The sequence below is a fragment of the Ruegeria sp. N4 genome (genome assembly GCF_056531425.1).
Genome location: NZ_JBQFLT010000001.1, coordinates 106,617 through 130,797 on the forward strand (window position 1 = coordinate 106,617; position 24,181 = coordinate 130,797).

25 protein-coding genes are annotated in these 24,181 nt (G+C 59.9%); 13 read left to right on the forward strand and 12 right to left on the reverse strand.

Annotation, left to right across the window (positions count from 1 at the left end):
- Positions 1-12: 12 nt before the first annotated feature.
- The gene (gene preA, locus ACR0LW_RS00530; RefSeq protein ID WP_480881181.1) at positions 13-1,317 is read left to right on the forward strand and encodes an NAD-dependent dihydropyrimidine dehydrogenase subunit PreA; all 1,305 of its coding nucleotides are present in this window, start codon (positions 13-15) and stop codon (positions 1,315-1,317) included.
- A gap of 73 nt (positions 1,318-1,390) precedes the next feature.
- Positions 1,391-1,870, forward strand: coding sequence for a hypothetical protein (locus tag ACR0LW_RS00535; protein ID WP_170451334.1), 480 nt, complete (start codon positions 1,391-1,393; stop codon positions 1,868-1,870).
- 3 nt (positions 1,871-1,873) lie between these two features.
- Here ACR0LW_RS00535 and ACR0LW_RS00540 read toward each other — a convergent pair whose 3' ends face one another.
- On the reverse strand, positions 1,874-2,482 hold the full coding sequence (locus tag ACR0LW_RS00540; protein WP_170451332.1) for a TetR family transcriptional regulator C-terminal domain-containing protein: 609 nt from the start codon (positions 2,480-2,482) through the stop codon (positions 1,874-1,876).
- 171 nt (positions 2,483-2,653) lie between these two features.
- Between ACR0LW_RS00540 and ACR0LW_RS00545 the strand changes: the two genes are divergently transcribed.
- The 10 genes from ACR0LW_RS00545 to ACR0LW_RS00590 all read left to right on the forward strand — a co-directional run bounded on the left by ACR0LW_RS00545 (position 2,654) and on the right by ACR0LW_RS00590 (position 11,992).
- Positions 2,654-3,904 carry a Zn-dependent hydrolase gene (locus tag ACR0LW_RS00545; RefSeq protein ID WP_480881183.1) on the forward strand — a complete coding sequence of 417 codons (1,251 nt, stop codon included), beginning with the start codon at positions 2,654-2,656 and terminating at the stop codon, positions 3,902-3,904.
- A gap of 91 nt (positions 3,905-3,995) precedes the next feature.
- The gene (gene hydA, locus ACR0LW_RS00550; protein ID WP_170451328.1) at positions 3,996-5,450 is read left to right on the forward strand and encodes a dihydropyrimidinase; all 1,455 of its coding nucleotides are present in this window, start codon (positions 3,996-3,998) and stop codon (positions 5,448-5,450) included.
- Between the two features lie 53 nt (positions 5,451-5,503).
- Complete coding sequence (locus tag ACR0LW_RS00555) at positions 5,504-6,301, forward strand: ABC transporter ATP-binding protein (RefSeq protein WP_480881186.1); 798 nt, start codon at positions 5,504-5,506, stop codon at positions 6,299-6,301.
- Positions 6,294-6,728, forward strand: coding sequence for a GNAT family N-acetyltransferase (locus ACR0LW_RS00560; RefSeq protein ID WP_480881188.1), 435 nt, complete (start codon positions 6,294-6,296; stop codon positions 6,726-6,728). The genes ACR0LW_RS00555 and ACR0LW_RS00560 overlap by 8 nt, the downstream gene beginning before the upstream one ends.
- Complete coding sequence (locus ACR0LW_RS00565) at positions 6,725-7,657, forward strand: ABC transporter permease (RefSeq protein ID WP_480581548.1); 933 nt, start codon at positions 6,725-6,727, stop codon at positions 7,655-7,657. The genes ACR0LW_RS00560 and ACR0LW_RS00565 overlap by 4 nt, the downstream gene beginning before the upstream one ends.
- Entirely contained in the window at positions 7,654-8,499 is an 846-nt protein-coding gene (locus tag ACR0LW_RS00570) for an ABC transporter permease (protein WP_170518042.1), read from the forward strand. Before ACR0LW_RS00565 ends, ACR0LW_RS00570 begins: the two co-directional genes overlap by 4 nt.
- A 62-nt stretch (positions 8,500-8,561) precedes the next feature.
- Positions 8,562-9,557, forward strand: coding sequence for an ABC transporter substrate-binding protein (locus ACR0LW_RS00575; protein WP_480871633.1), 996 nt, complete (start codon positions 8,562-8,564; stop codon positions 9,555-9,557).
- 158 nt (positions 9,558-9,715) lie between these two features.
- A complete protein-coding gene (locus ACR0LW_RS00580; protein ID WP_170451322.1) occupies positions 9,716-10,429 on the forward strand; it encodes an ABC transporter permease in 714 nt (237 codons plus the stop codon).
- Entirely contained in the window at positions 10,422-11,156 is a 735-nt protein-coding gene (locus tag ACR0LW_RS00585; protein WP_170451321.1) for an ATP-binding cassette domain-containing protein, read from the forward strand. Before ACR0LW_RS00580 ends, ACR0LW_RS00585 begins: the two co-directional genes overlap by 8 nt.
- Before the next feature lie 20 nt (positions 11,157-11,176).
- Positions 11,177-11,992 carry a substrate-binding domain-containing protein gene (locus tag ACR0LW_RS00590; protein WP_170451320.1) on the forward strand — a complete coding sequence of 272 codons (816 nt, stop codon included), beginning with the start codon at positions 11,177-11,179 and terminating at the stop codon, positions 11,990-11,992.
- Positions 11,993-12,044: 52 nt separating this feature from the next.
- On the opposite strand, the gene ACR0LW_RS00595 is transcribed toward ACR0LW_RS00590, so the two are convergent.
- The 10 genes from ACR0LW_RS00595 to ACR0LW_RS00640 form a co-directional block, all read right to left on the reverse strand.
- Positions 12,045-12,917: a helix-turn-helix transcriptional regulator gene (locus tag ACR0LW_RS00595; protein ID WP_170451319.1), complete on the reverse strand. Its 873-nt coding sequence runs from the start codon at positions 12,915-12,917 to the stop codon at positions 12,045-12,047.
- Positions 12,918-13,043, reverse strand: coding sequence for a hypothetical protein (locus ACR0LW_RS00600; RefSeq protein ID WP_480581542.1), 126 nt, complete (start codon positions 13,041-13,043; stop codon positions 12,918-12,920).
- A 14-nt stretch (positions 13,044-13,057) separates the two neighbouring features.
- On the reverse strand, positions 13,058-14,320 hold the full coding sequence (locus tag ACR0LW_RS00605; protein ID WP_480881192.1) for a c-type cytochrome: 1,263 nt from the start codon (positions 14,318-14,320) through the stop codon (positions 13,058-13,060).
- On the reverse strand, positions 14,321-15,529 hold the full coding sequence (locus ACR0LW_RS00610) for a formate dehydrogenase subunit gamma (RefSeq protein ID WP_170734574.1): 1,209 nt from the start codon (positions 15,527-15,529) through the stop codon (positions 14,321-14,323).
- Between the two features lie 70 nt (positions 15,530-15,599).
- Entirely contained in the window at positions 15,600-16,196 is a 597-nt protein-coding gene (fdh3B, locus tag ACR0LW_RS00615) for a formate dehydrogenase FDH3 subunit beta (protein WP_039530246.1), read from the reverse strand.
- Positions 16,197-16,213: 17 nt separating this feature from the next.
- The gene (locus ACR0LW_RS00620; RefSeq protein ID WP_480881195.1) at positions 16,214-19,108 is read right to left on the reverse strand and encodes a formate dehydrogenase subunit alpha; all 2,895 of its coding nucleotides are present in this window, start codon (positions 19,106-19,108) and stop codon (positions 16,214-16,216) included.
- 132 nt (positions 19,109-19,240) lie between these two features.
- Positions 19,241-19,429, reverse strand: a complete 189-nt coding sequence (locus tag ACR0LW_RS00625; RefSeq protein WP_170451315.1) for a twin-arginine translocation signal domain-containing protein — start codon at positions 19,427-19,429, stop codon at positions 19,241-19,243.
- 61 nt (positions 19,430-19,490) lie between these two features.
- A complete protein-coding gene (locus ACR0LW_RS00630) occupies positions 19,491-20,102 on the reverse strand; it encodes a TorD/DmsD family molecular chaperone (RefSeq protein WP_480881197.1) in 612 nt (203 codons plus the stop codon).
- A gap of 3 nt (positions 20,103-20,105) precedes the next feature.
- A complete protein-coding gene (locus ACR0LW_RS00635) occupies positions 20,106-20,675 on the reverse strand; it encodes a DUF3306 domain-containing protein (RefSeq protein WP_480881199.1) in 570 nt (189 codons plus the stop codon).
- Positions 20,672-21,226: a DUF3305 domain-containing protein gene (locus ACR0LW_RS00640; RefSeq protein WP_480881201.1), complete on the reverse strand. Its 555-nt coding sequence runs from the start codon at positions 21,224-21,226 to the stop codon at positions 20,672-20,674. Before ACR0LW_RS00640 ends, ACR0LW_RS00635 begins: the two co-directional genes overlap by 4 nt.
- Before the next feature lie 263 nt (positions 21,227-21,489).
- Here ACR0LW_RS00640 and ACR0LW_RS00645 point away from each other — a divergent pair, with 263 nt between their 5' ends.
- Positions 21,490-23,445 (forward strand): 4Fe-4S binding protein, encoded by a 1,956-nt coding sequence (locus ACR0LW_RS00645; protein WP_480881203.1) that lies wholly within the window; start codon positions 21,490-21,492, stop codon positions 23,443-23,445.
- On the opposite strand, the gene ACR0LW_RS00650 is transcribed toward ACR0LW_RS00645, so the two are convergent.
- Entirely contained in the window at positions 23,439-24,167 is a 729-nt protein-coding gene (locus tag ACR0LW_RS00650) for a c-type cytochrome (RefSeq protein WP_480581530.1), read from the reverse strand. The genes ACR0LW_RS00645 and ACR0LW_RS00650 overlap by 7 nt on opposite strands.
- Positions 24,168-24,181: the final 14 nt, after the last annotated feature.

Consider the following 24,181-nt stretch of genomic DNA (forward strand, 5'->3'; position numbering starts at 1 on the left):
AAAGGAGTACCCATGGCTGACCTGACGACAGACTTTCTGGGCATTTCCAGCCCCAACCCCTACTGGCTGGCCTCGGCCCCGCCGACCGACAAGGAATACAACGTCCGCCGCGCCTTCGAGGCCGGATGGGGTGGTGTTGTCTGGAAAACGCTGGGGGCCGAGGGCCCTCCGGTCGTGAACGTCAACGGCCCGCGTTACGGGGCCATATATGGCGCGGATCGGCGGTTGCTGGGCCTGAATAACATCGAACTGATCACCGACCGGCCCTTGGAGGTAAACCTTGAAGAAATGGCGCGGGTCAAGGCGGATTACCCGGACCGCGCGCTGATCGCTTCGATCATGGTGCCGTGCGAGGAAGAAGCGTGGAAAGCCATCCTTCCGCGTGTTGCCGAAACCGGCGCGGACGGCATCGAACTGAACTTCGGCTGCCCGCACGGGATGAGCGAGCGGGGAATGGGGTCTGCCGTAGGGCAGGTGCCGGAATACATCGAAATGGTCACCCGTTGGTGCAAGATGTACTATGACCGCCCGGTCATCGTGAAGCTGACGCCGAACATTACCGACATCCGCAAACCTGCGGCTGCGGCGCGGAATGGCGGGGCAGACGCGGTATCGCTGATCAACACGATCAACTCGATCACCAGCGTCAACCTGGACACGTTCAGCCCCGAACCCTCGATTGACGGCAAAGGCAGCCATGGCGGCTATTGCGGCCCGGCGGTGAAACCGATTGCGCTGTCGATGGTCTCGGAAATCGCACGGGCCGAGGCGACGCATGGCATGCCGATCTCGGGCATTGGCGGCGTGACCACATGGCGCGACGGGGCAGAATTCATCTCATTGGGTTGTGGCAATGTGCAGGTCTGCACGGCGGCCATGACCTATGGGTTCAAGATCATCGATGAACTGACGGCGGGCCTGTCCGAATGGATGGATGAGAAAGGTTATACCAGTGTTTCCGAAGTTGTTGGGCGGGCGGTGCCCAATGTGACCGACTGGCAGTATCTGAACCTGAATTACATCGCCAAGGCCAAGATCGATCAGGACCAGTGTATCAAATGCGGTCGCTGCTACGCCGCCTGTGAAGACACCAGCCACCAGGCGATTTCGATGTCGCCGGATCGCGTGTTCGAGGTGATCGAAGAGGAATGCGTCGCCTGCAATCTCTGCGTGGATGTCTGCCCGGTCGAAGGCTGCATCTCGATGGAGCCAATGGCCGCGGGCGCGGTCGATCCGCGCACCGGCAAGGTTGTTCAGGAGGAATATGCCAACTGGACGTCCCACCCGAACAACCCGATGGCGAAAGCCGCCGAGTAAGAGATACCGGTATCCCGCAAATACCGGTTCGGTGATACAGTGCCGCTGACAGACAGGATCAAAGGAGAATGTCATGCCAGCGGCACCACCGGGCCGGAACAAGGGTGGCAACCGGGTCACAAAGCTTGACCGGGACACATCCAAGAAGAACGTCGCCCTGTCCAAAGCCAAACAGCGCGATGCGCTGGCGGCAAAGAATTTCGTGCTGCACCAAAAGCAGGTCAAGAAGGACCTGGATCAGATGATCAAGCTACGCCGCTCGATCGAAGAGATGCTGAAAAAGCTGAAAGAGGATCGCCAGCTGGATCAGCGCTTTCTGGGGCAGGTCAAGAAAAAGGTCAAAGCATTACAGGACTTTGACAAATTCATCAAAGCGTCCGAGCGTGAGCATTCCATCGGGGTCCAGCAGCCCAAGATGTATACCGCCATCGTACGGGATGCCGGGAAAGTGCCCAAGATCAACACGGTCAACACAATGGGCGACCTGACCATATTGCTGGCCATGGCCATCGTGATTTTGAAACGAATTCTGGCTCTGAAACCGGCGAAATAAACCTTAGGGTGTCAGCAGTTTGCGATAGAGCATCTCGACAAAGGGTTCGGCCCCTTCGAACGGGTCTTCCTCGCCCAGAATGGCGCGGACCTGCACGTCAAAATCGGCGTAATGCTGGGTCAAGGCCCAGATCGAAAAGAACAGATGATAGGGGTGCACGCGGGCAATTTTACCGTCATCCATCCATCTGGTCAGGATCTCGGATTTCGAGTCGACCAAGGCCTTGAGGTCGGTGGACAGGGCATCATGTATGCGCGGCGCGCCCTGTACCAGTTCATTGGCAAACAGGCGGCTTTCGCGCGGCAATTCGCGGCTCATCTGCAGTTTGCGCCGGATGTAGGACAGGATTTCCTGCATCGGATCGCCGTTTTCGTCCAGATCGTGCAACGGGGCGAGCCAGACGTCCAGCAAACCGGACAAAAGCGCGGTGTGGATCGCCTCTTTCGAGGGGAAATAATACAGCAGGTTGGGCTTGCTCAGACCGGCCTCGGCCGCGATCTGATCGACGGTCGCCCCGCGAAACCCATGCGCCGAGAACACGTTCAAAGCGGCTTCGAGAATCGCGGCGCGGTTCTTTTTCTGAATTCGGGTTGGTGCGCGGTCTTTGGGCATGGTTCCTGCGTGTCTCTTTTTACGCCAAGTGAGTGTGAATTATGCGGAAAAATTCCGCTGTGTTTCGCAATTTCTTGACTGATGTTGAACCCGTGATAGCGTGAGTTTGACCAGATGGTCAAATCAAGACACCAAAAGCGAGCCAAATCGCAAGCGACAGGGAAAAAGACAATGGCAGCTCCGGCGCAAAATCTCAGGATCAATGGCGACAGGTTGTGGGACAGCCTGATGGAAATGGCCAAGATTGGGCCCGGCGTCGCGGGCGGTAACAACCGCCAGACATTGACCGATGAAGACGCCGAAGGCCGCGCCCTGTTCCAGACATGGTGCGAGGATGCGGGCTGTTCCATGGGGCTGGACCAGATGGGTAACATGTTTGCCCGGCGCGAGGGGACGGACCCGGATGCGCTGCCGGTCTATGTGGGCTCGCATCTTGATACGCAGCCGACGGGGGGCAAATATGATGGCGTTCTGGGCGTGCTTGGGGGATTGGAGATCATCCGGACCCTGAATGATCTTGGGATCAAGACCAAACACCCTATCGTGGCGACGAACTGGACCAATGAAGAAGGGACGCGATACGCGCCTGCCATGCTGTCCTCGGGCGTGTTTGCCGGGATGCACACGCAGGATTGGGCCTACGGTCGCGAAGATGCGGAAGGCAAGAAATTCGGTGATGAATTACAACGGATCGGCTGGCGCGGCGATGAAGAGGTCGGCGCGCGCAAGATGCACGCATTCTTTGAGTTGCACATTGAACAGGGGCCGATTCTGGAGGCCGAAGGCAAGGATATCGGGGTTGTCACCCATGGGCAGGGGCTGAGCTGGACTCAGATAACCGTGACCGGCAAGGATGCGCATACCGGATCGACCCCAATGCCGATGCGCAAGAATGCCGGGCTGGCAATGGCGCGCATTCTTGAGAAGGTGGATGAGATCGCCTGGTCCCATGCACCCCATGCCGTTGGAGCGGCGGGACATATCGACGTCTATCCGAATTCACGGAATGTGATCCCGGGCAAGGCGGTGTTCACGGTCGATTTCCGCTCGCCCGAGTTGGATGTGATCACCGATATGGAGAACCGTCTGCGCGTCGCGGCCGAGGACATTGTCAATGAGATGGGCCTTGAGATCGAGTTCGAGAAGGTCGGCGGTTTTGATCCGGTCAAATTCGATGATGGATGTGTTGCAGCCATTCGCGATGCGGCGGAACGGTTGGGTTATTCGCACACGGACATCATCTCGGGCGCCGGGCATGATGCCTGCTGGATCAACCGGGTGGCACCGACAGCGATGGTGATGTGCCCGTGTGTGGATGGGCTGAGCCATAACGAGGCCGAAGAGATCAGCAAGGACTGGGCCGCTGCCGGGGCGGATGTTCTGTTTCATGCGGTCGTCGAGACGGCGGAGATCGTGGAATAGGGGGCGCTGCCCCCGTCGCCCAAGGGCGACTCCCCCGAGGTATTTTTGAACAGAAGAAGCAAGTGGCGCAGACCACATCAGGGAGTTTAACATGAGCACAGTCATCAAGAACGGAACCGTTGTTACGGCAGATTTGTCTTACAAGGCGGATGTGCTGGTCGAAGGCGGCGTGATCATTGAGATCGGGATGGGCCTGAAAGGCGATACCGAGCTGGACGCGACCGGATGTTACGTCATGCCGGGCGGCATCGATCCGCATACGCATCTGGAGATGCCGTTTATGGGGACCTATTCGAGCGACGATTTCGAAAGCGGCACGCGGGCGGCTTTGGCGGGTGGGACGACCATGGTGGTCGATTTTGCGCTGCCAAACCCGGGCGAGAGCCTGCTGGATGCGTTGAAGCGCTGGGACAACAAGTCGACGCGTGCGAATTGTGATTACTCGTTTCACATGGCGGTGACTTGGTGGGGCGAGCAGGTGTTCAATGACCTCAAGACGGTGATCGAGACGCGCGGGATCAACACGTTCAAGCATTTCATGGCCTATAAAGGCGCGCTGATGGTGAACGATGATGAGTTGTTCGCCTCGTTCAAGCGTCTGGCCGAGCTGGGCGGCACCGCGATGGTCCATGCCGAGAATGGCGATGTGGTGGCGGAACTGAGCGCCAAACTGCTGGCCGAGGGCAATACCGGCCCCGAGGCGCATGCCTATTCCCGCCCGCCGCAGGTGGAAGGCGAGGCGACCAACCGGGCGATCATGATCGCGGATATGGCGGGCGTGCCGCTTTATGTCGTGCATACCTCGTGCGAAGAGGCGCATGAGGCCATTCGCCGGGCCAAGATGCAGGGCAAGCGGGTGTGGGGAGAACCTCTGATCCAGCACCTGACCCTGGATGAAAGCGAATATTTCAATCAGGACTGGGATCACGCGGCGCGGCGGGTCATGAGCCCTCCGTTCCGGAACAAGCAGCATCAGGATAGCCTGTGGAACGGGTTGCAATCCGGCACGCTGAGCGTTGTGGCCACGGACCATTGTGCCTTTACCACGGAACAGAAACGTTATGGCGTGGGGGATTTCACCAAGATCCCGAACGGGACCGGAGGGCTTGAAGACCGGATGCCGATGCTGTGGACGCATGGGGTGAATACCGGGCGTCTGACCATGAACGAGTTCGTGGCGGTAACTTCAACAAATATCGCCAAGATATTGAATTGCTATCCGAAAAAGGGCGCTGTTCTGGTTGGCGCGGATGCCGATTTGGTGGTTTGGGATCCTGAGAAATCAAAGACCATCAGCGCGGGCACTCAGCAATCGGCCATCGACTACAACGTCTTCGAAGGCAAAGAGGTCAAGGGCCTGCCACGCTTTACCCTGACACGTGGTCAGGTCGCTGTGCATGATGGAGAGATCCGCACGCAGGAAGGCCATGGTGACTTTGTAGCGCGTGAGGCGAATACGACCGTGAACAAGGCGTTGAGCACATGGAAAGAGCTGACCGCGCCCCGACCGGTCGAGCGGACGGGTATTCCGGCAACGGGCGTATGACGCAGATGAGCCGTCTTGCGGCGGCTCAAATCCACTCTTTTCAAGGCAATGGAATGAATACTGAAAGTGAGACCCCGTCCGTGATCGAAGCCAGGCAACTTGACCTGACCTTCCAGACGAATGACGGCCCGGTTCATGCCCTCAAGGATGTGAACCTGACAATCGACAAGGGCGATTTTGTTAGCTTCATCGGCCCCTCGGGCTGCGGTAAAACCACGTTCCTGCGCTGCGTTGCGGCGTTGGAGACCCCGACCGGAGGAACGCTGACCGTGAATGGCATGACCCCGGATGAGGCGCGGCGCAAGCGGGCTTATGGGTATGTGTTTCAGGCGGCGGGCCTGTATCCGTGGCGGACCATTGCCAAGAACATCAAACTGCCGCTTGAGATTATGGGTTATTCCTCGGCGGAACAGGATGAGCGCGTTAGGAACGTACTGGAACTTGTTGATCTTGAAGGGTTTGGTGGGAAATTTCCATGGCAGTTGTCCGGCGGCATGCAGCAACGGGCCAGCATCGCGCGAGCCTTGGCCTTTGATGCCGATATCCTGCTGATGGATGAACCGTTCGGGGCGTTGGACGAGATCGTGCGTGACCACCTGAACGAGCAGCTTTTGGCACTTTGGGCACGGACCGAGAAGACGATTGGCTTCGTGACCCACTCGATCCCCGAGGCGGTGTATCTGAGCACCAAGATCGTGGTCATGAGCCCGCGTCCCGGGCGGATTACGGATGTGATCGACAGCCCCTTACCCAAGGAACGGCCGTTGGACATTCGTGATACGGCGGAGTTTATCGAGGTTGCGCATCGGGTGCGCGACGGTCTGCGGGCGGGGCATTCCTATGATGACTGACGCCGTCCAGATCAGACGCGCAAGGCCCGAGGATGTGGCGGCATGCGCCCGGGTGGTTCATGACTGGGCCAGCCAAACCGACTGGATGCCGGACGAACTGCCCGTAGGTCAAATCGCCGACATGATCCGCAAGGCGTTTGATGCGCGCGAAATCTGGGTCACCGGAGACCCGATTGATTGCTATATGTCGGTCGATCCAAAGGAAAACAAAATCGGTGGACTCTATTGCAGCCGAACCGGACAGGGGATCGGCAAGAGATTTGTCGATCAGGCCAAAGAGGGGCGGGACTTTCTTTGGTTGACCACCCATGCCCCCAACACGGCGGCGCAGCGATTTTACCGGCGCGAAGGGTTTGAGGTGACGGCCGAGGAACCGCCGGTGCCTCCGGACACCGTTCCTGTCCTCCGGATGGAGTGGTGGGCATGAAACAGTTCTTTGCAGTCATCACCGTTCTGCTGGCCATTGTTGTGCTGTGGTATCTGGCGGTTGCACCGATGAATATCCGTGTCTCGCTGGATCAGGCCGAACGCGCAGGCGAAACCGTCACGCCCGAGGCGTCACGGGACCGTCAGCAGGTCTCGGTCTGGGTTCTGATGACGCAGAATTCAGCACATATCGTTCGCGGCTACGAACTCGACCGTCCGCGCTTGCCGACCCCGGTTCAGGTGGGGCAGGAGCTGTGGAAAACCACTGGTGAGATGGCAATGCGCGGGCGGGCCATGTCAAAGCGGTCGTTGATCTATCACGGTTGGATCACGCTGCAATCCACCCTTTGGGGTTTCTTGTTGGGCACTGCCGTGGGCATTCTGGGGGCCGTCGCCATTGTCTATTCCCGCGTTGTCGACATGAGCCTGATGCCATGGGCCATCATCAGCCAAACGGTGCCGATTGTGGCGCTGGCCCCGATGATCATTGTCCTGAGTTCGCAATTGGGGATTGAGGGGCGTGGGGTGCCCAAGGCCATTATCTCGGCCTACTTGTGTTACTTCCCGGTTCTGGTCGGGATGGTCAAAGGGCTGCGGTCGCCTGCCGTTTCGCAACTGGATTTGCTCAGAACCTACAATGCAAACGGACTGCAGGCGTTTCTGAAGCTGCGCCTGCCGTCCTCGGTGCCGTATCTGTTTACCTCGCTGAAGGTGGGGATCGCGGCGGCCTTGGTGGGGACGATTGTTGGCGAGTTGCCGACGGGTGCAATCTCGGGCCTGGGTGCGCGGATATTGATCGGGGATCAGTTCGGCACGCCGCTGGCGATCTGGGCGGCGCTGTTTGCGGCGGCCATTCTGGCGGGCATCCTGGTGACGTTGCTGGACGTGCTGCAACGGGTGACCCTGAAACGCATGGGGATGGGCGCATGAACTGGCTGATCTTTTCCCTGATCTTCTGGGCCGGTGCCTGGTGGCTGAATGCTTGGCTGGCGCGGTCGATCTATCGCGACTCGAAGGGCATACGGGTTTTTGTGCCGGTGCTGTTTGGCGTCACGCTGCTGATCCTGTGGGAGGGACTGGTGCGGGGGCTGAACGTCTCACCCGTGATCCTGCCGCCGCCGTCGATGGTGGCGCAGACCTTTGCGAATTCGACGGATATTCTGTGGCAGGATTTTACCCAGACCGTCTTTAAAGGGGCGTTCACCGGCTTTGCCATCGGCAGCAGCGCCGCTTTCGTGACCGCAATACTGATCGACCGGTCCGTTTTCCTGACACGCGGGCTGCTGCCCATCGGGAACTTTGTCGCGGCCCTGCCCATCGTGGGGATTGCGCCCATTCTGGTCAGTTGGTTCGGGTTTGACTGGCAATCCAAGGCGGCTGTTGTCGTCGTGATGGTGTTCTTCCCAATCCTTGTGAATACGGTGCAGGGTCTGCGCGAGGCGGACGCCATGCAGCGCGATCTGATGCGCACCTATGCGGCCAGTTACATGCAAACGCTGATCAAGCTGCGCCTGCCTGCGGCGATGCCGTTCGTTTTCAACGGTCTCAAGATCGCCACGACGCTGGCGCTGATTGGGGCTATCGTGGCCGAATATTTCGGATCGCCGACGCGCGGCATGGGCTTTCGAATCTCGACCGGGGTGGGCAGCCTGTCCATCGATCTGGTCTGGGCCGAGATTGCTGTGGCGGCCATGGCGGGGACGGTGTTCTATACATTGGTGGCGGGGCTCGAAAAGGTGGTAACCTTCTGGCACCCCTCACAACGCGGATAACAAAAAGAAGACTTAACAGACCCCGAAAACGGGGCACAACACGCAACTAGGAGAAGATGAAGATGAAAAAGCTACTCAGCGGGGCGGTTGCCGCCTTTAGCCTGGCCGCCAGTTCAGCACTGGCCGCAGATGAGGTGACCTTGCAGCTTAAGTGGGTCACGCAGGCTCAGTTCGCTGGCTACTATGTGGCGAAGGACAAGGGGTTTTATGAGGAAGAAGATCTGGACGTGACCATCCTGCCGGGTGGTCCGGATATTGCACCTGAACAGGTCATCGCCGGCGGCGGAGCAGATGTTATCACCACTTGGATGGCTGCCGGGTTAGCAGCGCGTGAGCGCGGCGTCCCATTGGTCAATATCGCCCAGCCGTTCAAGACAGGCGGGCTGCAGGTAAATTGCCTGAAATCTACAGGAGTGAAAACTCCCGAAGACTTCCCTGGTCGGGTCATGGGGGTTTGGTTCTTCGGTAATGAATATCCGTTCTACGCCTGGATGGCCTCGCTTGGTATCGAAACGGACGGCGCGGATGAAAATGGTGTCACTGTCATGAAGCAGGCGTTTTCAGCTGATCCTTTGATCCAGGGGCAGGCGGACTGTATCTCGACTATGACGTACAACGAGTACCGGCAAATTCTACAAGCTGGCATCGCTCCGGAAGAGCTGGTGACCTTCAACTATCTGGATATGGGTTTCGGTATGCTTGAAGACGGTCTTTATGTCATGGAAGACAACCTGAACGATCCTGCATTCGTCGATAAGATGCAGCGGTTCGTGCGTGCCTCTATGAAGGGCTGGAAGTATGCAGCAGAAAACCAGGAGGAGGCGGCTGAAATCGTCCTGGAATTTGACCAGACCGGAGTGCAAACGTTGGACCACCAGATTTACATGGTTGGCGAAGTTGCCAAACTGATCGAGGGTTCGGACGGGTCTCTGGACCCGGCGGATTACGAGCAGACGGTCAATACGCTTCTTTCGGCCGTATCCGCGGACAACCCGGCGATCACCAAACAACCCGAAGGTGCCTGGACGCATCAGATCACCGATGCGGCATTGAACTAAGCCAAACGGGCATTTCGCACGTCACGACGCGGTCCCAAACGGGGCCGCGTTTTTCATTCCGACTGTCGGAATTGTGTATGTACTTGGGGTCAAATCGGGCTAGTATTTCCTTGTAATTTATCGCATTTCATCCGATTTGCGTTGCAACTGGGAAAATAATGCAGGGATTTGCATCAGAATTCAGCGGCGCGCTGTCTTTGATCCTCAATGGGGATGCAGAGCTGTGGGCCATTGTGCTTCTGTCCCTGAAAGTTTCCCTGTTTGCGGTACTGATTTCTGCGCTGATCGGGATGCCGGTTGGGGCAGCGCTGGCTGTTGCCCGGTTCCCCGGACGGCGGGTTCTGATCGTACTGATGAACGCGCTGATGGGCTTTCCGCCGGTGGTGGTGGGGCTGTTGGTGTATCTGATGCTGTCCCGTTCAGGGCCACTGGGTGTGCTGGAACTGCTCTATACTCCGACCGCAATGATCATTGCTCAGGTCGTGTTGGTCACGCCCATCGTGGCCGCGCTGACCCGACAAGTGGTTGAGATGCTGGCCGAGGAGTATTCAGAACAACTCCGGTCGCTTGGGGTGTCGCGCCTGGCCTCGGTTCCGGTGCTGCTGTGGGACGCGCGGCTTGCTCTGATCACAGCATTGCTGGCCGGGTTTGGCCGCGCGATTGCCGAGGTCGGCGCGGTGATCATCGTGGGCGGCAATATCAACCACGTGACGCGGGTGATGACCACGACGATCGCGCTGGAAACCTCGAAAGGCAATCTGGCGCTGGCGCTGGCTTTGGGTGCGATCCTGATCGGGATTGCGGTGGCCGTGAATGCGATGGTCAGCGCCGCCAGCCTGCGGGCCGAGCAGGAGGGATTGCGCCATGCGTGATCTGGTCTCGGATATGACAAATCGCCTTCATGTCCGCGACGTGCAGATCCGCCGCAACGGGAAAGCATTGCTGGATGTCGCCGGTCTGGTGCTGGACGGGCCGGGGCCGACCCTTTTGCTAGGGCCGAACGGGGCCGGCAAAAGCCTGTTGCTGCGCTGTTTGCACGGGCTGATTGCGCCGGATCAGGGGCGGGTGATGCAGGACGACACACCGCTGAACGCTGATCATCTGTCGCGGCAGGCGATGGTGTTTCAGCAGCCGGTTCTGCTGCGACGCTCGGTCTCCGCCAATCTGGATTTTGTACTGAAACGTCAGGGGCTGGCACGCGCCGCGCGCAAAGCCCGGATCGTTGAATTGCTGGCCGAGGGTGGGCTTGAGGACAAAGCCCGGCAATCCGCGCGTTCACTGTCAGGCGGTGAGGCGCAGCGGCTTGCGATCCTGCGCGCGCTGGCGGTGAACCCCGAGACTTTGTTTCTGGACGAACCCACAAGCGCGCTTGACCCAAGTGCCACGCAGATGATCGAACGTATGATCCTGCGCGCGTCGTCTCGGGGTGTGCGGATTGTGATGGTCACCCACGACATCGGGCAGGCGCGGCGGCTTGCGGCGGATATTGTCATGATGCAGGGCGGCCATGTGGTTGAACATGGTTCCGCAAAGCAGGTTCTGGATGCCCCGCAAAGTGAGGCATCCCGGCGCTACCTGGCAGGCGGTTTGGTCACTTAGCAGGAAACTTGGAGGTCGCGATGGTTCGGGCAGTTTTGCGCGCAGCACTGGTGGGTCTTGGCCTGATGGCAGGGACTGCTTTGGCAGAGGAGCCGTTCATTGTCGTGCAATCCACCACGTCTACCCAGAACTCGGGCCTGTTGGACTATATCCTGCCGGGGTTTGAGGCGGAGAGCGGGATCGATGTGCGCGTCGTGGCTGTTGGAACCGGTCAGGCCATTCGCAACGCGATCAATGGGGACGGGGATGTGCTGCTGGTGCATTCTAAGCCGGCCGAGGAGCAGTTCGTGGCCGATGGCTGGGGCGTTGAGCGATTTGACCTGATGTATAACGATTTTGTTCTGGTCGGACCGAAATCGGACCCGGCTGGCGTCAAGGGCGGGTCGGATATTCTGTCTGCATTGGCGGCGATTGAGGCGGTAGAGGCCGTTTTTGTCTCGCGCGGGGATGACAGCGGTACGCACAAGGCCGAGCTCGGCCATTGGGCGGAGGCCGGTATTGATCCGACCGAGGCGTCCGGGACGTGGTATCGCGAAACCGGCTCGGGCATGGGGGCGACGTTGAACGTGGCCAGCGGCATGGGGGCCTATGCGCTGACCGACCGGGCAACCTGGCTGTCCTTTGGCAACCGGGGCGATCTTAAAATACTGGTCGAGGGCGACCCGCGTTTGTTCAACCAATATGGCGTGATCCTTGTGAACCCCGACAAACACCCCACCGTGCGCGCCAACGCAGGGCAGAGGTTTATCGACTGGCTGCTGGGGCCGGACGGTCAGGCGGCCATCGAGTCATTCCGGCTGCAGGGGCAGCAGGTGTTCTTTCCCAACGCGCAGTGAATTGGCCTGCGGCCAATGCCTTCGGCGAGAGTATTTTTGAAAAGATGAAGCGTTACCCGCTGGCGCCATTATGGTGGATCTGTCCCAATCCGTTCAGATCGTAGCCGCCGAATTCGGAAGCCCGGGCGTGGAATTGGTCGGAGCGCAAGAAGCGCAGCAGTTTCTGCATCGGCGGGTCGAAATAGGCGCGTCGCCAGATGGCCAGATCCAGCCTTTCGGAATGAGTCGGCGCAAAGCCAAGGTTGTAGAGACTGGCCAGAGCACCCAACCCGAACCCGGCCTCGGCCTTGCCGTCATGTAAGGATATGGCCAGTTCCTCTTCGGTGCGGGCGCAGTTTGGCAGGGCGTTCAGATCATCCCGTGCCATGCCATGCGCTTCGAGCTGCGCATCAAACAGGCGCTGGCTTGCGGCGCTGTTCTGGCGCAGGATGACGCGCCGATTTCTAAGATCGGCAAACCCAGTAATGTCGGTGACGCCGGGGGCCAGCAATAACCCGCGCTGCCGCTGGGCAATTTCGACCAGAACCATGGGCGCTTCGCCCAACGCATCGCGCAGGGAGGTTGTGTTGAACCCATCTTCTTCGTGGATGTGCAAGACCGCAGCTTGCGCGCTGCGATCTGCAAGGCGGGTCAGCCCGTCGAAAGAACCGTCATAATAAGTCGCCAACCCCGATCCGCTTTCCCGCAGCGCCCAGTCCAGCAGAGGATCATGGCTGCCCGCGACGATGGCAGGCAGGGGTGGTTCGGCCACCTGTGGACCGGATCGAGAGGCGTTGAGCCATGCGATCACCTCGGCGCGGGGGAACAGCAGTTTGCCCATGGCGCGGACGCAGGGCACCTCGCCCGAGGAGGCCAGATCGTAGGCCTTTCGCTCGCCGATCCGCAGCAGGTCGGCCAGTTCTTTGGTGGTCAGGTAGTCGGACATTCAGTCAAGGCGCACGGCTGAGCCGGAAGTGGCCTCTTCGGCGCTGAAGCCCATCTGCTCCAGCGTGTAAGGGGCTGCAACGGTGATGACGACCATCGCGGCCAGGGCGGCAAAAAAGGCTTTCATGGTCTCCTCCGGGTTCAGTCCTGGTCAACCGTTGCGCGGCGCAGAAAGGCGATCAAATCGTCCCGGTCCTGTGCTTGGGTAATCCGCTGCATCGGCATCTTTGACCCTGGAATGTAGTGATCCGGCCCCTCGTCGAAAAGGGCATTTATCGTCTCATCATTCCAAATGATATCAGAGTCTTGCAAGGTTTCCGAGTAGAAATAGCCCGGCAAGGTTCCGGCCGGGCGACCGAACAGTCTATGCAGCGTCGGACCGGCGCGTCGTTGCCCATCAGGTGTCAGGCTGTGGCAGATCGAGCATTTGCGGGCGAATTGGCGTTCGCCATTGCTCATTTCGTCTGGGTTTTTCAGAAAGCTTGGCTCGACAGCGGCCATTTGGTCCTGATCGCCAAGGGCTGAAACCGGCCAGCTATACATGGCGTCGTCGATGCCGCCCGCGTGGATGTTCTGCCCGTCGGCGGAAAAGGCCAGCGCCCAGACCGGCCCGCGCAGGGTGGCGCGGAAGTCCTGCGCGATGCGCCATTCGGTCGTGTCGATTACCATGATGTAGCCTTCGCCATCACCAACCGCCAGCAGGCTGCGGTCGGGGGTGAGGGCAAGCGCAAGGATCGGGCGGCGGTCCAGGGTGAAGTCTCGTTCTTCCCGCGTGGACAGGTCCAGAATGCGCGTGACGCCGTCAACCGCGCCATAGGCGATCCAGTTATCCTGCGTGTTCAGGATCAATTCGTTGATGCCAAAGCCATGCTCGACCAACCGATCTGTTTCCTGACCGCTGGCAACATCCCAAAGCCGCAGAGCGCCATCGACCCCCGCTGAATAAAGATGCGCGCCATCCGGCGAAAAGGCCACTGCGTTCACACCGCTGCCGGTTGGTCCAAGCAAAACAGGGTCTGACCCGTCGACCGGCCAAAGCCCGATGGTGCCATCCCAACTGGCCGTGGCGACATGGGTTTTCGAGGCAGCAAGCCCGACGATCTTGCCTTTGTGTTGGCCGACAATCTCACCGCCGGGCCAGCGACGCAGGGTGAAATCGTCCCCGGCGGAATAGATCGCGGTTCCGTTGAACACGACGCTGTTGACGGCGGCTTCGTGGCCTTCAAGCCATTCGGGGGATTTGCCCGACCATAGACCCACGGAATTGTCGAAACTGGCCGTCGCAATGCGCCCGTCCGGCGCGGTGGCGATCCCCATGATCGGGCCGCCATGACCTTTGAGCGTGAAGAATTCGGACCAGGCGGGCAGGGGGACCAGCACCAGGGCCAGGATCAGCCCGCGCATCTATTCTGCGGGTGAAGCCGCTGCTTTACCGGCCTCTTTATCCTGCACCTCTTCCAGCCACAGCGAGTGGTGCTCGCGCGCCCATTGCTCTTCGACTTCACCGGTGCCCATGGCGTCGAATGCGCCCTCCATCCCGACCGAGCCGAGGTAGATGTGGGCGATGATGATGGCAATGAAGACATAAGCCACCATAACGTGCCAGACCTGCGCATACTGCATCTCTTCCTGCGGTGCCATTTGTGTCGGCAGGTTCAGGCCTAATGCTTGCGGAATACCGGTGGCGTTTGCGACCGAGAAAGTCTTGGCAAACATCGGCAATTCAAACGGGAACAGCAGTGACAGGCCCGACAGGCTGATCGAGACGCCCAGCAGGATGCAGGCCCAGAAGATGATCTTTTGCCCGGCGTTGAATTTCTTGGCGGGCGGGTGAGAGCCTTTGGTGAACAGCCCACCTCCGGCAGCCAGCCATTTCAGGTCTGTGCGGTTTGGTATGTTGTGGGCGATCCAGTTCACGGTGACGATGATGAGCCCCAGCATAAAGGCCCACGCCAGGTTGTTGTGCAGCCATTTGCAGCCCTGGGCGATGGTCGCGAAACCTTCCTTGCCGAAGATCGGGATCAGGAAGTCGCGCCCATAAAGCGTCAGCAGGCCGGTAAGGCCAAGGATCAGGAAGGACCCGGCAAACAGCCAATGCCCGAAGCGTTCAAAACTGGTGAAGCGCAGGACAGTCCGGCCGGTTTTCTCGCCATCGATGCGGATTTTTCCGCGGATCAGAAAGAACAAGACGATGATCGCAAGCATTCCTGCGATAATATAGCCGCCGTATTCGCGTAACGGTCCGGTGCGGAATTCCCACCACCACATGCCGCCGTCCTGTATCAGAACACTGTCGGCAGGCCCACGGGATGAGACGGTGACGTCTGCCGAACCAAAGCGCAACGCACGGTAGACATCGCTGTCCGATGACACGCCGCTTGGGCCAAACTGGCCCAGCAGGCCCTCGACATTGCCCTGGCCGGTGTTTTCCGAACGATAGGCGTTATCCACCAGTTCGCCGCGCTGTCGAGCCAGAATATCCTCAAGCGTCGTCGCGCCGCCGGTCGAACTGCGCTCGGTCGTGGGGGCAGGTACTTCGGTCTCGTCGGATTGCGCAAGTGCGGCCTGCGCCAGTCCAATCGTAAGCAATAATGCGAAGAATAAGCGGAACATCTGAACCTCGGTCAAAATTCCAAAGCAGGCGACCCGCGCGGGCGGATCACCTGAGTTTGATGCAGACGGTTTATCCGTCTTTCTGGTCGTAGGCCGTGCCCCAACCCCATGCGCCCGAACCAAACCCGCGCGCGACGACGCGCTCGCGGTAGATGGCCGAGACCACGTCGCCGTCACCGGCAAGCAGGGCCTTGGTGGAACACATCTCGGCGCAGATGGGCAGTTTGCCCTCGGCGATCCGGTTGCGACCGTATTTGGCGAACTCTGCGGTCGAGTGCGTTTCCTCGGGACCACCGGCGCAGAAGGTACATTTGTCCATCTTGCCGCGCGATCCGAAGTTGCCCGCCTGCGGGTATTGTGGCGCGCCGAACGGGCACGCGTAGAAGCAATAACCACAGCCAATGCACAGGTCCTTGGAGTGCAGGACAACCCCTTCTTCGTTCTGATAGAAGCAGTCGACCGGGCACACCGCCATGCAGGGCGCATCCGAGCAATGCATACAGGCCACCGAGATCGAGCGTTCGCCCGGGTCACCGTCATTGATCGTCACCACCCTGCGGCGGTTCACGCCCCACGGCACCTCGTGTTCGTTCTTACACGCGGTGACGCAGGCATTGCACTCGATGCAGCGTTCGGCGTCGCAGAGAAATTTTGCTCTTGCTGCCATTTTTCTCTTCTCCTCCCTTACGCTGACCAGATTTTGCAGAGAGTCGCTTTGGTCTCCTGCATCTGGGTCACTGAATCGTAGCCATAGGTCTGGGCGGTGTTGGTACTTTCACCCAGCACATATGGGTCTGCACCGGCGGGGTATTTGTGCCGCTGGTCCTCGCCCTGGAAATGGCCACCAAAGTGGAACGGCATGAAGGCGACACCGGCACCGACCCTGTTGGTCAGCATCGCCATCACCTTGACCTTGCCACCCTCAGGACCTTCGACCCAGACCTGTGATCCGTCACGAATGCCAAGGTTGTTGGCATCGCGTGGATTGATCTCGACGAACATGTCCTGCTGAAGCTCGGCCAGCCACGGGTTCGACCGTGTCTCATCGCCGCCGCCTTCATATTCGACCAGACGACCTGACGTTAGGATTATTGGGTAATCCTTTGAAAAGTCGTTCTTTTGGATCGAAGCATAAAGGGTGGGCAGGCGATACGCGTGCCGGTCTTCATAGGTCGGATAGTCCTCCACCAGATCGCGCCGGTTGGTATACAGCGGCTCGCGATGCAGTGGGATCGGATCCGGGAAGGTCCATACAACCGCGCGGGCTTTGGCGTTCCCGAAGGGTGCACAGCCATGCTCGATTGCGACCCGCTGGATGCCGCCGGACAGGTCGGTTTTCCAGTTGGTCTCTGGCCCCGCAACAGCGTCAATGGCTGCGCGTTCCTCAGCCGTCAGGTCACCGTCCCAGCCAAGGTCCATCAGCATTTGCATCGTGAATTCGGGATAACCATCCTGAATTTCCGATCCGACGCTATAGACCCCTTCGGCCAGCAGGTTGTAACCTTCGCGTTCCACCCCGAAACGAGCGCGGAAAGTCAGGCCACCTTCGGCCACCGGCTTGGACATATCATAGAGGTTCGGTGTCCCCGTATGACCCATCTCGGCCGTGCCCCAGCAGGGCCATGGCAGTCCGTAATACTCGCCGTCGTTTGGCCCACCAATGGCTTGCAGCGTGGTTCTGTCGAACGTGTGCTGGTTGGCCATATGGCTTTTCAGACGCTCCGGAGACTGACCAGTATAGCCGATGGTCCAGAGGCCTGCGTTGAACTCACGCGTGATGCTTTCAACGTTGGGGGTCTCGGCATCCTCCATCTCGATATTGCGGAACAGACGGTCCGCCCAGCCGAACTTGTTGGCGAACTTGGCCATGATGACCTCGTCCGGCAGGCTTTCGAACAGCGGATCCACCACCTTGTCGCGCCACTGAAGCGATCGGTTCGAGGCCGTGACAGAACCACGGGTTTCGAACTGCGTACAGGCGGGCAGCAGGTACACGCCATCAGTGCGGTCATGCAGAACGGCCGAGACGGTGGGATACGGGTCGATCACGACCAGCATGTCCAGCTTCTCCATCGCCGTTTTCATTTCCGTCATCCGGGTCTGCGAGTTGGGCGCGTGGCCCCACAGAACCATGGCGCGGACGTTGTTGTCCTGATCCATGTTGGCCGGGTCTTCCAGAACACCGTCGATCCAGCGAGAGACCGGGATGCCGCGCTCATTCATCAGCGGCTTGTCCTTGCCTTCCTTGTCCTTGATCGTGGCGAACTGACCTTTCAGCCAATCCAGATCCTCACCCCAGACACGGCTCCAATGGCCCCATGCCCCTGCGGACAGGCCATAATAGCCGGGCAGAGTGTGGGACAGAACACCAAGGTCCGTTGCGCCCTGCACATTGTCATGGCCGCGGAAGATGTTGGTGCCACCCCCCGAGGTGCCCATGTTGCCAAGCGCAAGCTGCAGCACGCAGTAGGCGCGGGTGTTGTTGTTGCCGTTGGTGTGCTGCGTCCCACCCATACACCAGATCACGGTGCCGGGGCGGTTGTTGACCATGGTCCGGGCAACGCGCTTGAGCTGCGAGCCGGGAACGCCGGTCACACGCTCGGTCTCTTCCGGGTTCCAGTTGGCAACTTCGGTGCGGATCTGGTCCATACCCCAGACACGGGTACGGATGAACTCTTTGTCCTCCCAACCGTTGTCGAAGATGTGCCACAGGATACCCCAGATCAGAGCGACGTCTGTGCCGGGACGGAACCGGACATATTCATCCGCATGCGCTGCCGTGCGCGTGAATCGCGGGTCGCAGACGATCAGCGGAGCATTATTCTGCTCTTTCGCGCGCAGAACGTGCAGCAGCGAGACGGGGTGCGCCTCGGCCGGGTTGCCGCCGATGATGAAGATGGCCCGGGAATTGTGGATGTCGTTATACGAATTGGTCATGGCGCCGTAGCCCCATGTATTCGCAACACCCGCAACGGTGGTTGAGTGGCAGATACGGGCCTGATGGTCCACGTTGTTCGTGCCCCAGTAGGCGGCGAACTTGCGGAACAGATAGGCCTGTTCGTTATTGTGCTTGGCCGAGCCCAGCCAGTACACGCTGTCCGGCCCGGATTCCTGACGGATGTTCATCATGCCGTCGCCGATCTCGTCGATCGCCTGTTCCCAGCTGATGCGCTTCCACTCGCCGCCTTCCTTTTTCATCGGATATTTCAGGCGGCGTTCGCCATGGGCGTGCTCGCGGACCGAGGCCCCCTTGGCGCAGTGTGCACCCAGATTGAACGGGCTGTCCCAGCCGGGTTCCTGACCGACCCAGACACCGTTCTGTACTTCGGCAACGACCGTACAGCCGACCGAACAGTGGGTGCATACGGATTTGATGTTTTCAACGGCTGTGTTGGCCGCTGTCTGGGCGCTGGCTGGCGTCACGGTTCCACCCGTGGCGCTGATCGCGGCAAGGCCGCCGATCGTCAGGCCCGAGCCACGCAGAAATGCGCGGCGATCGACGGTTTTCTCGCCGACCTGGGACAGGATACTTGTCCGCTGGGGGCGTCTCGCAACCCCGTTGGTCTTTTTCCTTAACATTGGTTTCCTCCCTTGCTGGCCATGTAAGCCATGGCTGGCTTGGTGCTGGTGATGCCGACGTCAGGGCCAATCGCAACCGTCAGTCGGATGGTGAAAACGTCCGATCCTAGAACCGGGTGCTTTCATCGTCGCTCAAAAGCGCGTGCTTTCGAAGTATGCGCGGGTGTGCGCGGTGTCCTGCATGCGGGTCTCGTCCGTTGGCAGCTCGGCTGCTTCGGCCTGACCGCTCAGGCTGGCGGCGGCGACGGCAGCGGGTGCTGCGGTTCCGGCCAGTTTGAGGAAGTTCCGGCGCGTGGTGCCTTCTTCCTTGGTCTTGCTCATGGGCTCCTCCTGTCCCAGTTGCGATCTAGCGCCAAACGGGGCGCTGGCGAGTGACAGCGCATCACGCTGTCGTCATTCGGAAGGCCTCGCGTTCGATCTCCATGAACACCCGACCGGCTGTCCCGACCGAGGCATAGAGAACCGACGCTTCGGCGGCTTCCAAATCCGAATAGAAATGTGCGGCCCAGGGGCCGATATGTTTGTTCCAGAACGCTTTTTGGTCTTCCAGCGTGGCGGGTGAGCCAAAGCGGCCTACGATCATACCCGCCATCATCTCCATCAGCGAAGCGATGTTGTCCTCGGGCTCGAACACATTCTGCGCCCGTGTGATCCCACGCGCGGCCATGTCGTTGCGAAGCTGCGCGAGGGGTTTTTCGTTCAGGAACCCGGTCAGGTAGAAACTTGCGTAAGGCAGCAATTCTCCACGACCCAGCCCAATGAACAGCGCGTTGAACTCACGCTCGGCGGCAGCGAGTTTGGTGACTTTTGCCACCCGCGCCATCGCCTGAATGGCCTGACCCAGATCGGTGTCGTCGCCGCTTAGGCCCACCATCTGATCCAAAAGCAACTGATCGGGCGGGCCAGCCAGCAGCAGACCCAGAAAGTTGTAGAAATCCGCGCGAAGCCGATCTTCGGCTGAGATGTCTATGGTCTGCGCGTTATCTGCGGTCATGCGTTATCCTTCGAATTCAAATCTCATGCGGCGCGGGTACGGGTGCAGTTCAGCCTCTTCCGGCTCGTGGGCGGCGGCTACCAAAACGGGTTCAGGAGGGTCTTGATCCCAAGCCGGTTCCTGTTCGATCTCAGGTGGCTCAGCCAGGTCTTGCGGCGTTTCTTCCTCTGCCTCCGCAGCTAGTGCTTCGACATGCGCCAGCATGCCTTTGCCAACCTGATACGCTGTCTGGAGGTTCTCGATCACGCAGGCGGCGTCCGTGTAATCCTCGCCGTAATCGACCAGCCCATCCACATTGGCCAGCACCGGGTTCAGCCGCCACAACCGACGTAGCGCCCGACGACGCAGCCGGTCCGGCACCGCCTTGGCCATGAAGCCCGAGACATCGTCGCCCGCCTGCAATTGATCCGGGTCGGGCAGGTTGAACTCGGCCAAAATTTCGGCGTCGGTCTTTTCTTCCAGTTCGGTGTGCTGTGCTGCGATAGCCTGTTCTTCTGCCGCAATCACTTCGGCCTTGGCTTCCGCCTGAACGGCAGCTTTGCGGCGGGACCAGAAATCGCGGGCTTGGGTCATTGCACAACCCTCCGCGGGGCGCGGTAGACGTCCGAGTCCTGCCGGATCCGAGCGTCGCCTTTGCCGTCTTCAACCAGATCGGTCCGTTTCTTGTCGCGACGGCGTTTGACGAAAACCTCATTGCGGTGATGTTCAAGGGTAAAGTCCCGCATCCAGGCGATCAGGCCATCGGTCATCGGGATTTTTTCGACGATCTCTTCGCCGGTATCGGCGTAATCCTGACCTTCGAAGGGTGAGGCGGTGATCAGCACCGCATCCATCGGGCGTTTCCCGTCCAAAGCATCGCGCAGAACCAGATAGATTGACGGCTGACCGTCAGACAGGTTGACCATGTAAGCCTCGGTCTCATCTGCCCACAAGGTCAGGGGCAGGGTGGCGGCGTGATATTCGACCGCCTCGCCTTCGCGCCGCAACTCCAGCCAATCGGCCGGGCCCGCTCCGGGCAGCGCCGCAACAGCGCGCCAGTTCCACTTGGCCCAGCGGGTCACACCGGCTGTTTTGCGCACAACGACGCCAACAGGCATTTCGATACGGCTTGCGGCCTTGGCCACTGGCTCCTCCCCGTAAGGCTCTCCCCTGCCTTACCTAGCGTCTACTATGGTACACATAGCGCTATCATGCCAAGTCTCAATCACGTGAAAACGGGCGTGATCACCTAGAATTTAACATGTGAAATTCCGACTGATTCAGTCGGAAAACAAGGGGATTTCCGAATTATCCAACAACTTGCCGCTGCCTGCGCGCAGGGGCTGGATTGCCAGCGGCAGGATACCATCTAATGTAGACAAGTAAGGAAGCTGTCCGGGGGAGGGACATGGCCACCAAACTCATCCTATGTGACTGCGAAGGGTCACAGCCCGTTGACGCCGACCGGATAGTCTCTGCCTGCGAAGTCGAGTGTTCCAGAACCCACACAGCCCTGTGCACCCGCGAGCTTGGCGTGGTGGCCGAGTTCATGAAAGGCGATGATCCGGTTCTGATCGCCTGCGGGCAAGAGCAGGAAGTGTTCCGCGATCTGGCCGGGGATCTTGAGGTCGACATACCCGCCTTTGTAGACCTGAGGGACCGCGCCGGTTGGTCGGATCAGGCCCGGGACGCTGCGCCCAAGATGGCCGCGTTGGCCGCCGAGGTGTTGGTGCCCTTGCCAATCACACCCAGCGTGGATGTGATCAGCGAAGGGACATGCTGCATCATTGGCCCCGCCGAGGCTGCGTTTGAATTGGCGGAACGTCTGTCCGGTACCTTGGCGGTCACGGTTTTGACGTCCGAGGACAGTGTTCCCTTCAGCCGCGCTTTTGATGTGGTGCGCGGGCAAGTGCGTTCGGTCACTGGTGCCTTGGGGGGATTCTCGCTGCAGATCGATCAGGTTCAGCAGGTCGAACCGGGTGGGCGCGGGGCCTTCACATGGTCAGATCCCCGCGATGGTGCGAAATCCGCATGCGATATCCTGATTGACCTGACCGGCGGCACGGCCTTGGTTCAGGCCCCGACCAAGCGCGAAGGGTATCTGCGCGCTGACCCGCGCGATCCGGTGGCGGTTGCCCGTCTGGCCTTTGACGCCGCGCAGTTGGTGGGGACCTTCGAAAAGCCGCTATATGTCCGGTTGGAGGAAACCCTGTGTGCTCATTCCCGCGCCGAACAGGTTGCGTGCACCAATTGCCTCGACATCTGCCCGACTGGCGCAATCACCCCGGCGGGTGAGCATGTTGCGATTGACCCGATGATCTGCGCGGGTTGCGGGGCTTGCGCCGCCCTGTGCCCCTCGACCGCGATTACCTATGAGGACCCGCCCGTGTCGGCGATCCTGTCCCGGATGCATGTTCTGGCCCGCACTTACCGCCGGGCCGGAGGTGCAGCGCCGCGCCTGCTGGTGCATGATGCCCACGGGGCCGAGATGATCCGTCTGGCCGCGCGCTTTGGCCGGGGTCTGCCCGCTAACGTGATCCCAATGGAGTTGAGCGTGATTTCAGGCTTTGGCCATGCAGAAATGCTGGCCGCCCTGGCCCATGGCTTTGCGCGGGTCGATATACTGCTTGCCCCCACAACCGAGCGGGACGCGCTGGACCAAGAGCTTGAACTGGCGAAAGCCATAGCCGGAGATGGCGCATTGGGACTAATTGATGAGGCTGACCCGGACACCGTGTCGGATCAGCTTTACGCGCAAGAGGTTCCGACACCGCTGGCCGATCCGGTTCTGCCCTTGGGCAACCGTCGGCAAATCACCCGGTTGGCTGCGCAGGCCCTGAACCCAGAAGCCGACGCGCCTTTGTCACTGCCGGAAGGTGCGCCATATGGGGCAGTTGCGGTGAACACCGACGCCTGCACCTTGTGTCTCAGCTGTGTGTCGCTTTGCCCATCGGGGGCATTGATCGACAACCCGGACAAACCGCAACTGAACTTCCAGCAGGACGCCTGCCTGCAATGCGGCCTTTGCCGGAATATCTGCCCGGAAGATGCAATTGCTTTGGTGCCGCAACTTGACCTGAGCGATGCGGCCCTGTCCCAGCAGGTGTTGAACGAAGAAGAGCCGTTTGCCTGCGTGGAATGCGGTGCGTTGTTCGGGGTGAAGTCAACGGTCGAGCGCATCATGGAGAAACTTTCAGGCAGGCATCCGATGTTTGCCTCGTCCGAGCAGGCGCGAATGATCCAGATGTGTGACAATTGCCGGGTGAATGCGCAGTTCAAGATCCAGGACAATCCGTTCCAGTCCAACCCGAAACCTCGGGTGGTCACGACGGACGACTATTTCTCAAAACGGAAGGATCATTGATGCTGCAGCGGCGCGCCCAGATCCGCCGCATCGATGACCGAGACAAAGGCAAGGATGGCCTCAAGATCGTCCAGCGTCATTTCAACCGGATGAATGGGCGAGGGGCGCGACGGGTCGAACGGCGGCGTCAATCCATCGATCTGCGTAAAGGCCGGGTGCGGGTTCAGCGCAAAGAAGGCCTGAAACCGTTCGGACCAGTCGGGCAGGGTGCGCAACACCGCAAAAGACGGGGTCGAGCCCAGGCCGTTCATCCGGTTCTGAGGGCCGATCACATGGCACCTGCCGCAATGGGTCATCGACAGTTCCTCGCCCAATGCAGTGTCACCATCGGTGGTCGGGGTATCGTCGGTAGTGACAACTTCGAAACTGGCGCTGAACGGCGCACCTTGATCCGGTGCAAAACTCTCGACCGTGCGCTTGCCAATGTCCGACAGCAACCAGTCACGGAACCGGGACTGGCGCGGGTCGTCCTGAATGCTCAGATGATAGATCACCGTATCGCGGGCAAAGACCGGATCGCCGCCGGGTTCAGCCGACAGCGTCATAACACCGTCTTCTGCGGCAATAACGCGTATCCCGGTCTTGAGTGAAAAGCGCGGAAGAATATGTTGCAAAAGGCCCGTGTCTGAAACCTCGGGCGGGGCGGCAAGGCCGATGGCCTCTTGCGACCCGGAAGGGGTGGCGGTGAGCGTCAGGCTGAGGCACAACAGGACAAAGCGCATGGCCAAACCTAACG